Origin of the sequence: Bradyrhizobium sp. 149 (assembly GCF_023073915.1) — a bacterium.
In the GTDB taxonomy this organism is placed as follows: Bacteria; Pseudomonadota; Alphaproteobacteria; order Rhizobiales; family Xanthobacteraceae; genus Bradyrhizobium.
In genome coordinates, this window is record NZ_JADPKK010000016.1 from 104,962 (window position 1) to 119,340 (window position 14,379).

Annotated in this window: 13 protein-coding genes and 1 pseudogene; 12 read left to right on the forward strand and 2 right to left on the reverse strand. The window is 64.7% G+C overall.

The features are described from left to right. Positions 1–79: 79 nt before the first annotated feature. Positions 80–841, reverse strand: a complete 762-nt coding sequence (locus IVA88_RS10685; protein ID WP_247497248.1) for an SDR family oxidoreductase — start codon at positions 839–841, stop codon at positions 80–82. A gap of 115 nt (positions 842–956) precedes the next feature. On the opposite strand from IVA88_RS10685, the gene IVA88_RS10690 reads away from it, so the two are divergent. Next, the gene (locus tag IVA88_RS10690; protein ID WP_247497249.1) at positions 957–2,486 is read left to right on the forward strand and encodes a malonyl-CoA synthase; all 1,530 of its coding nucleotides are present in this window, start codon (positions 957–959) and stop codon (positions 2,484–2,486) included. Between the two features lie 28 nt (positions 2,487–2,514). Next, positions 2,515–3,021: a DUF3658 domain-containing protein gene (locus tag IVA88_RS10695; RefSeq protein WP_247497250.1), complete on the forward strand. Its 507-nt coding sequence runs from the start codon at positions 2,515–2,517 to the stop codon at positions 3,019–3,021. Here the strand turns inward: IVA88_RS10695 and IVA88_RS10700 are convergent. Continuing rightward, on the reverse strand, positions 3,014–3,874 hold the full coding sequence (locus tag IVA88_RS10700) for a sulfite exporter TauE/SafE family protein (protein WP_247497251.1): 861 nt from the start codon (positions 3,872–3,874) through the stop codon (positions 3,014–3,016). The genes IVA88_RS10695 and IVA88_RS10700 overlap by 8 nt on opposite strands. A 486-nt stretch (positions 3,875–4,360) precedes the next feature. On the opposite strand from IVA88_RS10700, the gene sdhC reads away from it, so the two are divergent. The 10 genes and pseudogenes from sdhC to IVA88_RS10750 form a co-directional block, all read left to right on the forward strand. Then, positions 4,361–4,759, forward strand: a complete 399-nt coding sequence (gene sdhC / locus IVA88_RS10705) for a succinate dehydrogenase, cytochrome b556 subunit (protein WP_247497252.1) — start codon at positions 4,361–4,363, stop codon at positions 4,757–4,759. Next, positions 4,756–5,172 (forward strand): succinate dehydrogenase, hydrophobic membrane anchor protein, encoded by a 417-nt coding sequence (gene sdhD / locus IVA88_RS10710; protein WP_247497253.1) that lies wholly within the window; start codon positions 4,756–4,758, stop codon positions 5,170–5,172. The genes sdhC and sdhD overlap by 4 nt, the downstream gene beginning before the upstream one ends. A 3-nt stretch (positions 5,173–5,175) precedes the next feature. After that, complete coding sequence (sdhA, locus tag IVA88_RS10715; protein ID WP_247497254.1) at positions 5,176–7,023, forward strand: succinate dehydrogenase flavoprotein subunit; 1,848 nt, start codon at positions 5,176–5,178, stop codon at positions 7,021–7,023. Between the two features lie 27 nt (positions 7,024–7,050). Beyond that, complete coding sequence (locus IVA88_RS10720) at positions 7,051–7,833, forward strand: succinate dehydrogenase iron-sulfur subunit (protein ID WP_247497255.1); 783 nt, start codon at positions 7,051–7,053, stop codon at positions 7,831–7,833. A 190-nt stretch (positions 7,834–8,023) separates the two neighbouring features. Next, positions 8,024–10,216, forward strand: a complete 2,193-nt coding sequence (locus IVA88_RS10725) for a hybrid sensor histidine kinase/response regulator (protein ID WP_247497256.1) — start codon at positions 8,024–8,026, stop codon at positions 10,214–10,216. 53 nt (positions 10,217–10,269) lie between these two features. Continuing rightward, the gene (locus IVA88_RS10730; RefSeq protein ID WP_247497257.1) at positions 10,270–12,228 is read left to right on the forward strand and encodes an ABC transporter ATP-binding protein/permease; all 1,959 of its coding nucleotides are present in this window, start codon (positions 10,270–10,272) and stop codon (positions 12,226–12,228) included. A gap of 91 nt (positions 12,229–12,319) precedes the next feature. Beyond that, positions 12,320–13,144 carry an FkbM family methyltransferase gene (locus tag IVA88_RS10735; protein ID WP_247497258.1) on the forward strand — a complete coding sequence of 275 codons (825 nt, stop codon included), beginning with the start codon at positions 12,320–12,322 and terminating at the stop codon, positions 13,142–13,144. Positions 13,145–13,166: 22 nt separating this feature from the next. Beyond that, the gene (locus IVA88_RS10740; RefSeq protein WP_247497259.1) at positions 13,167–13,553 is read left to right on the forward strand and encodes a VOC family protein; all 387 of its coding nucleotides are present in this window, start codon (positions 13,167–13,169) and stop codon (positions 13,551–13,553) included. 75 nt (positions 13,554–13,628) lie between these two features. Beyond that, positions 13,629–13,871: a hypothetical protein gene (locus IVA88_RS10745; protein ID WP_247497264.1), complete on the forward strand. Its 243-nt coding sequence runs from the start codon at positions 13,629–13,631 to the stop codon at positions 13,869–13,871. Positions 13,872–14,057: 186 nt separating this feature from the next. Continuing rightward, a pseudogene (locus IVA88_RS10750) lies at positions 14,058–14,379 on the forward strand (OmpA family protein); the annotation flags it as partial.

Genomic DNA, 14,379 nt, shown 5'->3' on the forward strand with positions numbered 1-14,379 from the left:
AGCGAATTGACGAAGCAATCCAGGCTGTTTCCGCGGATACTTTTCTGGATTGCTTCGCTTCGCTCGCAATGACGAACTACTAATCCCTGTTGTTCGGCGTTTGAATGAACCCGCGATTATGCGTCGGGCTGATCAAGAGTTCGTTGATGCACACCCGCGCCGGCATGCTCGCGATGAACGCGATGGTACGGCCGAGGTCTTCGGATTGCAGCATCCTGGCCTGCTCCTCCTCGTTCGGCACGACCGGGCGCAGCTTCAGGATCGGGGTCGCAACCTCGCCCGGCATCAGGCAGCAGGCGCGCAACCCGTTGACGCATTCGTCCATGTTGAAGGAGTGGGTCAGCGCCAGCACCGCGTGCTTTGTCGTGGTGTAGGCCGGGCCCGGCATCTTCGAGACGTGGCGGCCGGCCCAGGACGAGACGTTGATGATCGAGCCGTCCTGCTGCTTGCGCATCGTCGGCAGCACCGCGCGCATGCAATAGAGCACGCCGTTGAGATTGACCTGGACGAGCTTATCCCAGCCCTCCAGTTCCATGTCCTTCCAGCTGCGCCTGGGGACATTGATGCCGGCATTGTTCACCAGCAGGTCGATCCGGCCGTGCTTCGCGACGATTTGATCGGCCGCCTTCTGGGCCTCGGCGGCATCAGACACGTCCAGCGCGATCGCCTCGGCGGCCCCGCCCGCCCCGGTGATCTTCGCGACCAGGGTATCCAGGGCGTCCTTGCGCCGGCCCGAGACCACCACCGTCCAGCCGTCGGCCGCGAGCGCCTCGGCGCCGGCCTCCCCGATCCCGCTGCCGCCGCCCGTGACCCAGGCCACGCGTTTCCCGTTTTTGGTCATGCAAACTGTCTCCGTTGCTTCATCGGGGCGGTTTTTGCTAATCCAACCCTCGGTTTTGACCGGCCTTGTCCTACAAGCCTTGTCGTACAAGTCCCTGCGGTCGAGGAAATCTTGCATGAACCAAGCAGCGAACGCCAACCTGTTTTCCCGCCTGTTCGACGGCCTGGACGATCCGAAGCGCCTCGCGATCGAGACGCATGACGGCGCTCGTATCAGCTATGGCGATTTGATCGCACGGGCCGGGCAGATGGCCAATTTGCTGGTCGCGCGCGGCGTGAAGCCGGGCGACCGTGTTGCGGTGCAGGTCGAGAAATCCGTGGCCAACATCGTGCTGTATTTGGCCACCGTGCGGGCCGGGGCGGTCTACCTGCCGCTCAACACCGCCTATACGCTGAACGAGCTCGACTACTTCATCGGCGATGCCGAGCCGTCGCTGGTGGTCTGCGATCCCTCCAAGGCGGAGGGACTCGCCTCGATCGCCGCCAAGGTGAAGGCCAAGGTCGAGACGCTCGGGCCTGACGGCAAGGGCTCGCTGACGGAGGCCGCCGACAAGGCGAGCAGCGAATTCACCACGGTGGCGCGCGCAAATGACGATCTCGCCGCGATCCTCTACACCTCCGGCACCACCGGCCGCTCCAAGGGCGCGATGCTGACCCACGACAATCTGGCGTCGAATTCGCTCTCGCTCGTCGGCTACTGGCGCTTCACCGACAGGGACGTGCTGATCCACGCGCTGCCGATCTATCACACCCATGGCCTGTTCGTGGCGACGAACGTGACGCTGTTCGCGCGGGCGTCGATGATCTTCCTGCCGAAGCTCGACCCGGATCTGATCATCAAGTTGATGGCGCGTGCCACGGTGCTGATGGGCGTGCCGACGTTCTACACGCGGCTTCTGCAAAATCCCGCGCTGTCGCGCGAAACCACAAAACACATGCGGCTGTTCATCTCGGGCTCGGCGCCGCTGCTCGCCGAAACCCATCGCGAATGGTCGGCCCGCACCGGCCATGCCGTGCTCGAACGCTACGGCATGACCGAGACCAACATGAACACGTCGAATCCCTATGACGGCGAGCGCGTGCCCGGCGCGGTCGGCTTTCCGCTCCCCGGCGTGTCCGTGCGAGTCACCGATCCCGAGACAGGGAAAGAGCTGCCGCGCGAAGAAATCGGCATGATCGAGGTCAAGGGTCCCAATGTGTTCAAGGGCTATTGGCGCATGCCGGAGAAGACCAAGGCGGAATTCCGCGACGACGGCTTCTTCATCACCGGCGACCTCGGCAAGATCGACGCCCAGGGTTACGTCCACATCCTCGGTCGCGGCAAGGATCTCGTCATATCCGGCGGCTTCAATGTCTATCCGAAGGAAATCGAGAGCGAGATCGACGCCATGCCCGGCGTAATCGAATCCGCCGTGATCGGCGTGCCCCATGCCGATTTCGGCGAGGGCGTCACCGCCGTGCTGGTCTGCAACAAGGGCGCCGATGTGACTGAGGCCGCGGTGCTGAAGGCGCTCGACGGCCGACTGGCAAAGTTCAAGATGCCCAAGCGGGTGTTCGTGGTCGACGAGCTGCCGCGCAACACGATGGGCAAGGTGCAGAAGAATATTTTGCGGGATACGTACAAGGATCTTTACGCGAAGAAATAGGGGCGCAATTGCTCTGGGCTGGGGGGACATGAACCGAGAGGAAGCAAAAAAGATACACAAACACCTGCTCGATGCTGCCGCGGCATTCCGCCGAGCGGAGGCGGCGATAGTCGATGTTGGGGATGACGGCCGAAAATTATTCGCAGAACCGCTCGTAACTGCGGTTTTCCATCTGCGGTTCAAGCTTCTGCGACTGATCTATAAGAGGTTTCCTGACCTGGAGCCGCCGCCCCCACCAGCAACAATCCACAGCACACTCCGTTGGGAAGACGTTTCGCTTCCTGCCTCTGTGCTGGAGACCGATGTCGATCGAATCATTTTTTCTGTCATGAAAACGCGGTGGCAAAAAGTCGCAATGGTTCTCTACCGCGCGATTGAGAAAGTCGAAGAGGGGGAGCTAGCGGCCCCTGTCGACTACGACGTGTTTGCGGCCCGGATCCAGGCATTGGCCGAGGCCGACCTTCTGGATGCACAAGGCGATCTCCAGGTGTGGGACCGCAGCGAAGTGAGATTGAAGGACCGGTCCGTCAACTAACGCCTAGCAAACTCATCACAAACCGGCTGCCGACAATAAACAGATAACACCCGAACGCTGCCTCCAGCGTTCGCTTCGACATCGCGTGCGCGGCTCTGACGCCGAGTGGTGCGGTGACGAGGCTCATCGGCATCACCAGGACGGCACCGATCAGGGAGACGTAGCCAAGCGCGAATGGGGCCTGCAACGCTGCGACCGCTGGATAGCTCGCCGCCGCCGGCCAGCCGGCATAGATGTAGCCAACCGCGCCGGGGATCGAGATCAGGACCGCGAGTGCCGATGAGGTCGCCACCGCCTGATGGATGGGACGGCCGTAGAACGTCATCAGCAGGTTCGAGAACAGGCCACCACCGATTCCCATCAACGTCGACAAAATGCCGACGCAGAAGCCGTAGATTCGCATCAGTGGCCCCTTCGGCAAGTCATCTCCGAGCTTCCAGCTCTCGCGCGCGAAGATCAACCGTACCGCGGCCGACCAGGCGACGGCGACGAACACGATCTTGAACAGCCGCTCCGGCGCGTAGCGCGCGACCACGCTGCCGGCGACGACGCCGATCACGATCGGCAGCCACCAGGCCCGAAGGATCGCGATGTCGACGGCGCCGCGCTTGTAGTGCGCCTGGAACGAACGGATCGAGGTCGGGATGATCACGGCGAGCGAGGTGCCGACGCAGAGCGGCATTCGCACCTCGAGCGGCACACCGGCGATGCGGAAGCATTCGTAGAACACGGGGACGAGAATCGCGCCGCCGCCGATGCCGAACACGCCGGCCAAAAATCCGGAGAGCGCGCCGGTTGCGATCAGCAGCAGCGCGAGCTCGACGATCTCCTTGATATCAAGTCCTGCAATCACCCCTGACCTGCCCCGGCGACCGGCCGCAACTTCTCCGGTGCATCGCTCGAAAATAGCTACTCGGAAGCTGTAGGCGATCCGGTTTGCGCGGTCGACAGGCCGCGTCTCTCGGCTGGGGTGGAATGCAGACTGCGCATATCCGCGACAGGCCGCAAAAAGAGCGAGCTGGGCGGGTGGCAAACGAGGGGCGGGATCGCTGGGCGTGCGCCTTGAGGGGCTTGGACCGGACGGTCCGCTTAGAGGTGTTCCAATAGATATTTCAATGGCTATGGACAAGTGAATTTAAATTCATCTTTTACTCGTTGAACCAACGCTCTGGTATACCAAGCGCCCGATTGGCCTTGTCTCATCAACGCCATAGCGCTGAACCGGGGTTCGATTCATGGCGATTTGGTGATTGCGCAGGCGAAATCGACTCCGTAAATAGAGCCGACCTTTCCGATCCCCGCGCGCCCCCTATTGGGCCGCAATACAACATCAAAGCCCATGACCGCACGGATCGACCGACCGCTCTCGCCCCACATGCAAGTCTACCGCTGGACCCTGACGATGGCACTGTCCATCGTCCATCGCGCCACCGGCATCGCGCTTTATGCCGGAACGCTGCTGCTGGCCTGGTGGCTGATTGCGGCGGCGTCCGGCCCCGCCGCCTATGGCCATGTCCAGGCCTTCACCGGCAGCATCATCGGCCGGCTGATCGTGTTCGGATACACTTGGGCGCTGATGCACCATATGCTGAGCGGCATCCGGCATTTCGTCTGGGACCTCGGCTACGGCTTCAAGGCCAATGAGCGCGAGGCGTTGACCTGGGGCGCGCTGATCGGCGGCATCGTGCTCACGATCCTCGTCTGGATCATCGCCTATGCGATCGGAGGCGGCCGATGAGCTTCGACGAATCCCACGGGGCTCCGAAGGGGCCCTCCATGCGCACCCCGCTCGGCCGCGTTCGCAATCTCGGCGCGGCGCATTCGGGCACGTCCGATTTCTGGCGCCAGCGCATCACCGGCGTCGCCATGACGCTGCTGATGATCCCGGTGATCGTGATCGTGATGATGCTGCTCGGCCGCAATCAGGCCGGTGCCGCACAGATCCTCGGCTCGCTGCCGATCGCGGTGATCCTGCTGCTCTTCATCTTCGCCAGCGCCTGGCACATGAAGATCGGCATGCAGGTCGTGATCGAGGACTACATCCATAACGAGAAGCTGAAGCTCGTCTCGATCATGCTCAACAATTTCTTCTCGTTCGCGGTGGCGCTGGCTTCGACCTACGCGATCCTGAAACTTTCCTCCGGAGTGTAAGCCATGCCAACCGGAACATCGGCCCCAGCCACGAATGGCAAGGGCGGCGCTCCCGCCACCAACGGAAAAGCCTATCCGATCGAAGACCACACCTATGACGTCGTCGTGGTCGGCGCCGGCGGCGCGGGCCTGCGCGCCGTAGTCGGCTGCAGCGAAGCCGGCCTCCGCACCGCCTGCATCACCAAAGTGTTTCCGACCCGCTCGCACACGGTCGCGGCGCAGGGCGGCATCTCGGCTTCGCTCGGCAACATGCACAAGGACGATTGGCGCTGGCACATGTACGACACCGTGAAGGGGTCGGACTGGCTGGGCGACCAGGACGCGATCGAATACATGGTGCGCAACGCGCCCGAGGCGGTCTACGAGCTCGAGCATTGGGGCGTGCCGTTCTCGCGCACCGAGGACGGCAAGATCTATCAGCGCCCGTTCGGCGGCATGACCATGGACTACGGCAAGGGCCAGGCGCAGCGCACCTGCGCCGCTGCCGACCGCACCGGCCACGCCATGCTGCACACGATGTACGGCCAGTCGCTGCGCCACGCGGCCGAGTTCTTCATCGAGTTTTTCGCCATCGACCTGATCATGGACGACCAGGGCACCTGCCGCGGCGTCATCGCGCTCAAGCTCGACGACGGCACGCTGCACCGCTTCCGCGCCCAGTCCGTCATTCTCGCCACCGGCGGCTACGGCCGGGCTTACGCGTCCTGCACCTCGGCGCACACCTGCACGGGCGATGGCGGCGGCATGGTGCTGCGCGCCGGCCTGCCCATGCAGGACATGGAGTTCGTACAGTTCCACCCGACCGGCATTTACGGCTCGGGCTGTCTCGTGACCGAAGGCGCGCGCGGCGAAGGCGGCTATCTCGTCAACTCCGAGGGCGAGCGCTTCATGGAGCGCTATGCGCCCTCGGCCAAGGATCTGGCCTCGCGTGACGTCGTCTCGCGCGCGATGACCATCGAGATCCGCGAAGGCCGCGGCGTCGGCAAGAAGAAGGACCACATCTTCCTTCATCTCGACCATCTCGATCCCGCGGTGCTTGCAGAGCGGCTGCCGGGCATCTCGGAATCCGCAAAGATCTTCGCCAATGTCGACGTGACGCGCGAGCCGATCCCGATCGTGCCGACCGTGCACTACAACATGGGCGGCATCCCGACGAACTACCACGGCGAGGTGCTGACCAAGAGGGACGGCGACGACAACGCCATCATCCCCGGCCTGATGGCGATCGGCGAGGCCGCCTGCGTCTCCGTGCACGGCGCCAACCGCCTCGGCTCCAACTCGCTGATCGATCTCGTCGTGTTCGGCCGCGCCGCCGCGCTGCGCCTCGCGGAGAAGCTCACGCCGAACGCCAGCCAGCCGGAGTTGCCGGCAAGCTCGTCCGATCTGGCGCTCGGACGCCTCGACCATTACCGCTACGCCTCCGGCGGCACGCCGACCGCGAAGCTGCGCGAAGGCATGCAGCACGTGATGCAGAACAATTGCGCGGTATTCCGCACCGGCGACATCCTGAGCGAAGGCCAGAACTTGATCGAGAAGGTCCACAGCGGCATCACCGACATCGCCGTGTCCGACCGCTCGCTGGTGTGGAATTCCGACCTGATCGAGACGCTCGAATTCGACAATCTGATCTCGCAGGCAGTGGTGACGATGAACTCGGCCGCCAACCGCACCGAGAGCCGCGGCGCGCATGCCCGCGAGGACTTCTCCGACCGCGACGACAAGAACTGGATGAAGCACACGCTGGCCTGGCTGGAAGATTCCGGCAAGGTCAAGATCGAGTACCGCCCGGTTCACGACTACACCATGACCAACGACGTCCAGTACATCCCGCCCAAAGCGCGCGTGTACTAGAAACGAACAGCGAAGGCCTTAATCGACATGGTTGAATTCGCACTTCCGAAGAACTCCAAGATCAACGGCGGCAAGACCTGGCCGAAGCCAGCGGGCGCGACCGACGTCCGCGAATTCCGCGTCTATCGCTGGAATCCGGATGACGGCAAGAATCCGAGCGTCGACACCTATTACGTCGACACCCATGATTGCGGGCCGATGGTGCTGGACGGCCTGATCTGGATCAAGAACAACATCGACCCGTCACTGACCTTCCGCCGCTCCTGCCGCGAAGGCGTCTGCGGCTCCTGCGCCATGAACATCGACGGCCAGAACACGCTGGCCTGCACCCGTTCGATGCACGACGTGAAGGACGGCGCGGTAAAGATCAATCCGCTGCCGCACCAGCCTGTGGTGAAGGACCTCGTCCCCGACCTCACGAATTTCTACGCACAGTACGCTTCGGTGGAGCCGTGGCTGAAGACGACCTCGCCGACGCCGCAGAAGGAATGGAAGCAGAGCCACGAGGACCGCGAGAAGCTCGACGGCCTCTACGAGTGCATCCTCTGCGCCTGCTGCTCGACCTCATGCCCGAGCTATTGGTGGAACAGCGAGCGCTATCTCGGCCCCGCCGCCCTGCTCCAGGCCAACCGCTGGGTGTCCGATTCGCGGGATGAAGCGACGGGCGAGCGGCTCGACGATCTCGAGGATCCGTTCCGCCTTTACCGCTGCCACACCATCATGAACTGCGCCAAGGCATGCCCGAAGGGCCTCAACCCGGCGGAAGCCATCGCCGAGCTCAAGCTCAAGATGGTCGAGCGCCAGATCTAGGCGTCATTCATGCTCCGATCCCCGGCCGGAATGGCCGGGGCATTCTACGGCGGGCGCGTGTTCCAGTAGATTTTGCCTCCGCCCCCTGCGCGGGCGAGCCGGCGGATTGCAACCTCCGGTTCCCGCCACAAGCCGCTTCCTTCCCGGCGCGAAATTCAAGTAAGCTCTCCGGTGTGGGACCGGAGCGACCGTGCAGGGCGCACAACGCAATTCGCTGAGACTGCTGCAGTGGATGATGGCTGCATCGCTGGCGCTCCCGATTGCGCTGTTCGCGATCGCCTCCTCGATCTCCTACACCTCGACAAAAGACATCGCCGACCGCGAAATCGAACGCACCCTCGATGTCGCGCATGAGCACGCGCTCAAGGTGTTCGAGACGATTGACCGTAGCCTCGCCGAGATCAACGAAGTGGTGCGCGGCCTGCCCGACGACGTCATCCGCTCGCGCGAACCGGCCCTGCACCGCCGCCTGAAGCAGCTGACCGATTCGCTGCCGCAGCTCAAATCGGCCTGGATCTTCGATGCGGACGGAAAGTCGCTGGTCAACAGCCTTGCCTCGCCGCCGCCGCAGCAGAGTTTTGCGGACCGCGACTACTTCTATGCCCATGTCGACCAGACCATCGGCAGCTACATCGGTGTTCCCCTGACGCCGCGCCAGCCCTATCAGGGTGCGCGCTTCTTCGGGGTCAGCCGCCGCCGCGACTCCGACGACGGCAGCTTCATCGGCGTAATCCAGGCCTCCGTCCTGCCGGAATATTTCGAGAGCTTTTATGCCAGGATCGGCACCGACCCCGGCAGCTTCTTCGCGATGGGACGCAGCGACGGGGTCGTGCTGGCGCATCTCCCGCGACTGGATCGTGACCTTCGGCTCGATCCCAGCGGGCCGGTCGGCCAGAGCATCGCCGCTCACCCCGAGCACGGCCTCATCACCGTCGCATGGCCCTCGGACGGGATCGAGCGGCGCATCGGCTACCGACGCATCGCCGAATACCCGATCTATGTCAGCGCGGGGCTCGATACCTCGGCCATCCGCGCGCGCTGGTTCGCCACCATGGGCCAGCATCTGGTGTTCGGCATTCCCGCCACCGCGCTGCTGTTCCTGCTGCTGGCATTGGCGTTCCGGCGCACCCAGCATCTTCAGGCCGAGGCCGCCGCGCGGCGCGAAGCCGAGGAGGCGCTCAAGCACAGCCAGCGCCTGGAGGCGCTCGGGCAGCTCACCGGGGGCGTCGCGCACGACTTCAACAACCTCCTGACCGTGATTCGCGCCTCCGTCGACCTGCTGAACCGGCCGCAACTGAGCGAGGAGCGGCGCCAACGCTACATCACCGCCATCGCGGAGGCGGTCGCGCGCGCGGCCAAGCTGACCTCGCAGCTGCTCGCCTTTGCGCGGCGCCAGACCCTGAAGCCGGAAGTGTTCGACGTCGGCGCGCGGATGCAGTTGCTGCACGACATGCTCGCGACGCTGCTCGGACCCGCGATCGAAATCTCGATGCGGCTTCCGGCCGAGCCGTGCCTCGTCAATGCCGATGCAAGCCAGTTCGAAACGGCGTTGATCAACATGGCGACCAATGCGCGCGATGCCATGCACGGCAAGGGCAGGATCGTTCTCGAGGTCGCGGCCGCGCCGGCCATTGCGGACACGCTGACTCCCGTCCCGGGAAGCCATGACATTTCAGGCAACCATGATCTTCCCGGCAACCATGATCTTCCCGGCAACCATGGCTTCGTCCGCATTGCCGTCAGCGACACCGGCGTCGGCATTCCGGCTGCGCGGCTCGAGCGCATCTTCGAGCCGTTCTTCACCACCAAGCTGGTCGGCCAAGGCACCGGTCTCGGCCTGTCGCAGGTGTTCGGCTTCGCCCGGCAATCCGGGGGCGAGGTGACAGTCACCAGCGAGGTCGGGCACGGCAGCACCTTCGCGCTCTATCTGCCGCGCGCGGCGCCGCACCTGCTGCCGCAGCGGCAGGCGCCGAACACGGCCCCGGCGGTGGCCGGCAGCGGCATGTCGGTGCTGCTGGTCGAGGACAATATCGAGCTCGCCAATTTCGCTGCCGACGGCCTCACCGAGCTCGGCTACAGCATCACGCTGGTCGACAATGCGACCGATGCACTCGCCGAGCTGGTCATGGACGCAGATCGATTCGATGTCGTTTTCTCGGACGTCGTGATGCCGGGCATGACCGGGCTCGATCTCGCGCAGACGGTCCGCGACCGCAGCATCGGCGTGCCGGTCGTGCTGACCACCGGCTACAGCGAGGCGCTGTCCCAGGACGGCAATTTCGATTTCGAGCTTGTGCAGAAGCCATACGCGATCGATCAGCTGTCGCGCGTGCTGCATCGGGTCGCACGGCTCCGCCGGGTGCGCGACGGCGCCGCCGAATGAGCCGGCACTCGGAACTTGCGGGAACCGTTTGATTTACCTCGCGTTATCCGGTCATGCAAAAGCCGGCCGGGAAGCACGAATCAGGCAAGACGCCGCGCATTGTCGAAATCGTCGGCGAGAACGGCGACGAAGTGGCGCCGCCGCCGCCCGAGCTGGTCGAGCCCGACTCGGAGTTGTCGCCGGACGAGGCCGAGCAGGCCCGCAAGGACTATCTCCTCACCCGCTTCTGGATCAGCGCGCGCGGGTTCTGGGCACGCAAGGGGGACCGCCTCGCCTGGCCGTTCTCGATCGGCCTCGGCGTGCTGATCGTCCTGACCGTCGGCTTCCAGTACGGCATCAATGTCTGGAATCGCGCCATCTTCGACGCGATTGAGAAGCGCGAGGCGTCCACCGTCTTCCATCTCACCGCGGTATTCTTCCCGCTTGCGATCGGCAGCATCGTGCTCGGCGTGGCCCAGGTGTTCGCGCGCATGGGCATCCAGCGGCGCTGGCGGGCCTGGCTGACGGCAAGCGTGCTGACGCGCTGGCTCGGCAACGGCCGCTACTATCAGCTCAATCTGGTCGACGGCGACCACAAGAATCCGGAATACCGGATCGCGGAGGATCTGCGCGTCGCGACCGATTCGCCGGTTGATTTTCTCGCCGGCGTGACTTCCGCGCTGCTGTCGGCCGCAACCTTCATCGTCGTGCTCTGGACTATCGGCGGCGCGCTCACCGTCACGCTTGCGGGATCGTCGGTGACCATTCCCGGCTTCCTGGTGATCGCTGCGGTGCTTTATGCCGCGATCGCATCGGGTTCGATCCTGGTGATCGGCCGTCGATTCGTGCAGGTCTCCGAGGACAAGAACCAGGCCGAGGCCGATTTCCGCTACACGCTGACGCGCGTGCGCGAGAACGGCGAGAGCATCGCACTGCTCGGCGGGGAGGCGGAGGAGCGCGACGGCATCGACCGCAATTTTACCAACGTGCTGCGGCAATGGGCGCGGCTCGCGGGGCAGCACATGCGCACCACCCTGGTGTCGCAGGGATCGAGTCTTGTTGCTCCCGTGGTCCCTCTCCTGCTGTGCGCGCCAAAATTCCTCGACGGCAGCATGACGCTGGGACAGGTGATGCAGGCGGCTTCTGCCTTCACCATCGTCCAAAGCGCGTTCGGCTGGTTGGTCGACAATTATCCGCGGCTCGCCGACTGGAATGCCTGCGCTCGCCGCATCGCCTCGCTGATGATGTCGCTCGACGGTCTCGAGCGCGCCGAGCTGGGCGATGGCCTCGGCCGCATCAAGCGCGGCGAGACCAGCAACGACGCCATGCTGGAGCTGAACGATCTCTCGGTCACGCTCGACGACGGCACCGCCGTGGTCGGCGAGACGGTGGTGGTGATCGAGGCCGGCGAGCGGCTGCTTGTCGCAGGCGAATCCGGTACCGGCAAGAGCACGCTGGTGCGCGCCATCGCCGGGCTCTGGCCTTGGGGTGGCGGCAGCGTCAATTTCCATCCCGACCGGCGGCTGTTCATGCTGCCGCAGCGACCCTACGTGCCATCAGGCTCGCTGCGCCGCGCGGTCGCCTATCCCGGCGCGGAAGGCGACTGGACGGTCGAGGAGATCGGCGAGGTCCTGCACAAGGTCGGTCTCGACCATCTCAAGGAGAAGATCGAGGAAGAAGGCCCGTGGGATCAGACGCTATCCGGGGGCGAGAAGCAGCGTCTCGCCTTTGCGCGGCTGTTGCTGCACAGCCCGGACATCGTCGTGCTCGACGAGGCGACCTCGGCGCTCGACGAGAAGAGCCAGGACAAGATGATGAAGATGGTCACCGACGAACTGCCGAAGGCCACCATCGTCAGCGTCGCGCATCGTGTCGAGCTGGAGGCCTTCCACAGCCGCAAGATCGTGCTGGAGCGCCGCAAGGGCGGCGCAAAACTTGTCAGCGACATCGACCTGATCCCGCGCAAGGGTAAGCGCAAGCTGCTCGGCCGCTTCCTGCGCCAGCGCAAGGTGCCGCCGAAAAAGGCAGCGTGAGGCCCGTTACCCCATCACGAACCTCTCGTGAACGATTGGAGTCCCCGGCAAAACCGGCTATGCATGCGCCGCTTGCAACGAGGACCTTGACTTGGCGACCGACAATGCCTCTTCGTCCGCGCCGTTCGGCGCGTTTGCGCCGAATGCGGCGCAGGCCGCGATCATTCGCCTCGCGACACGATCGGGGCTGAAGCGCGGCGCGTTCCGGCCCTGGCTCTCGCGATTGGTGAACCTGCTGCGCGGTGGCCCCGTCGACGTGCAGTACCAGGGCGCATCGTTCCGCTTCTATCACCAGGGCAGCGCCACCGAGCGCGGCGCGTTGTTCAATCCCGCCTACAATCTCGACGAGCTCGACTTCCTGCGCCAGCACACCCCGGACGGCGGCGTGTTCGTCGACGTCGGCGCCAATGTCGGCACCTTTGCGCTGGTGATGGCGCAGCAGGTCGGGCCATCGGGGAAAGTGGTTGCGATCGAACCGCATCCGATGACCTTTGGACGGCTGTCGTTCAACCAGGCCGCTTCGAAAGCAGTCCAGGTGCGCCTGGTGCAGGCGGCCGCTGGCGACAGCGACGGCGAGCTGATGATCGAGAGCGGCGGCGGCAATCTCGGCGCCACGCATGTCGTCACCGGCACCGCCAGCGCGGACGCCATCAAGGTTCCGTCGCTGCGGCTGACGCGCATTCTCGACGAGGCCGGCGTTACGAACGTGGACGCATTGAAGATCGACGTCGAAGGCTTTGAGGACCGCGTGCTGGTCGGCTTTTTCCGCGACGCGCCGCAATCGCTATGGCCGCGCGCGGTGGTGATCGAGCATCTGTCACAAAACGAATGGCGAGAAGATTGTATCGCTGACATGGTCGCGCGCGGCTTTGCGGTTGCGCGCAGGACACGGAGCAATACGTTCCTGTCGCGCTGACAACGAACGACGGAGGTTTGCGATGATCGACCACATGGGCTTCCCGGTCTCCGACTATGAACGCTCCAAGGCGTTCTACGCCAAGGCATTGGCCCCGCTCGGCTACAGCCTGATCATGGAGGTCACGCAGGAGCAGACCGGACACGATCCGGCCGCCGGCTTCGGCGCCGACGGCAAGCCGGATTTCTGGATCGGCGGCGAGGGCGCGCTGAACAAGCCGGTGCATGTCGCGATCCTGGCCAAGGACCGTGCCGCGGTGGAAGCGTTCTACAAGGCGGCCTTGGCCGCCGGCGGCCGCGACAACGGGCCGCCCGGCATTCGTGCGCATTACCATCCGAACTATTACGGCGCGTTCGTGCTCGATCCCGATGGACACAACATCGAGGCGGTCTGCCACGCGCCCCAATAAGATGGCGACGCGAGACGGAACATTGGCGCGACATTATCGTTGCCGTTCTCCCGACAACTGATCTCGATGATGCCGATGCCGATCGAGCCGCCCGAAATTCCGCCGTCGACACCAGGCACGCCCACCGAGCCGCCGCCGGGGATTCCGCCGGGCAATCCGCAGCCTGAAATCGCGCCGCCGGTGCGCGAGCCCGGCTCGCCATCGCCGCCCGACGAATTGCCGGGCCGCATGCCTGAAGAGATTCCATCGCGCGGACCGAACGGCCCGCTCACGCCGAATCCCGCGACGGACGCAAGTCCGCCGCGGGATCACGCATGAGGCGAAGCATCACATCCGAGGCAATTGCAAGCAGCGTCTGAATGCGCAATGAACGTCACCATAGTGAGGTGATTTGCGTGCAGAAATAAATCGGGCCGCGACCGCTTTGTCCGCCACAATCCGGCCTAACGCGTAGCTGTTCATCCCAACACGTCGTCAAAGAACCTTCCGGGGAAGTTCACCATCATGACCAATCTTCGTTTCGTGCTGCTTGCCACCACGGCTCTGACCGCGATGCAGCTGGCAAGCTCCGCATCGCATGCGCAAGGCGCATCGCCGCTCGTGGTCGCGCAGGCGCAGCCACAAGAGACCGGCCCTGACGGAAAACCGAAGCAGCCGCCGAAGGGACCGCCCGCGGCCGCGCCGCCTGCGGCCCCGGCGCGCCCGGCCGCACCGCCGCCCGCAGCTGCACCGCCCCATCCGCCCGCGGCGCCTCCGCCGGCTGCCGCACCGCCGCGCCCAGCAGCGCCGCCCCCGCCTCCGCCACCACCCGCGGCCCGTCCGGCGC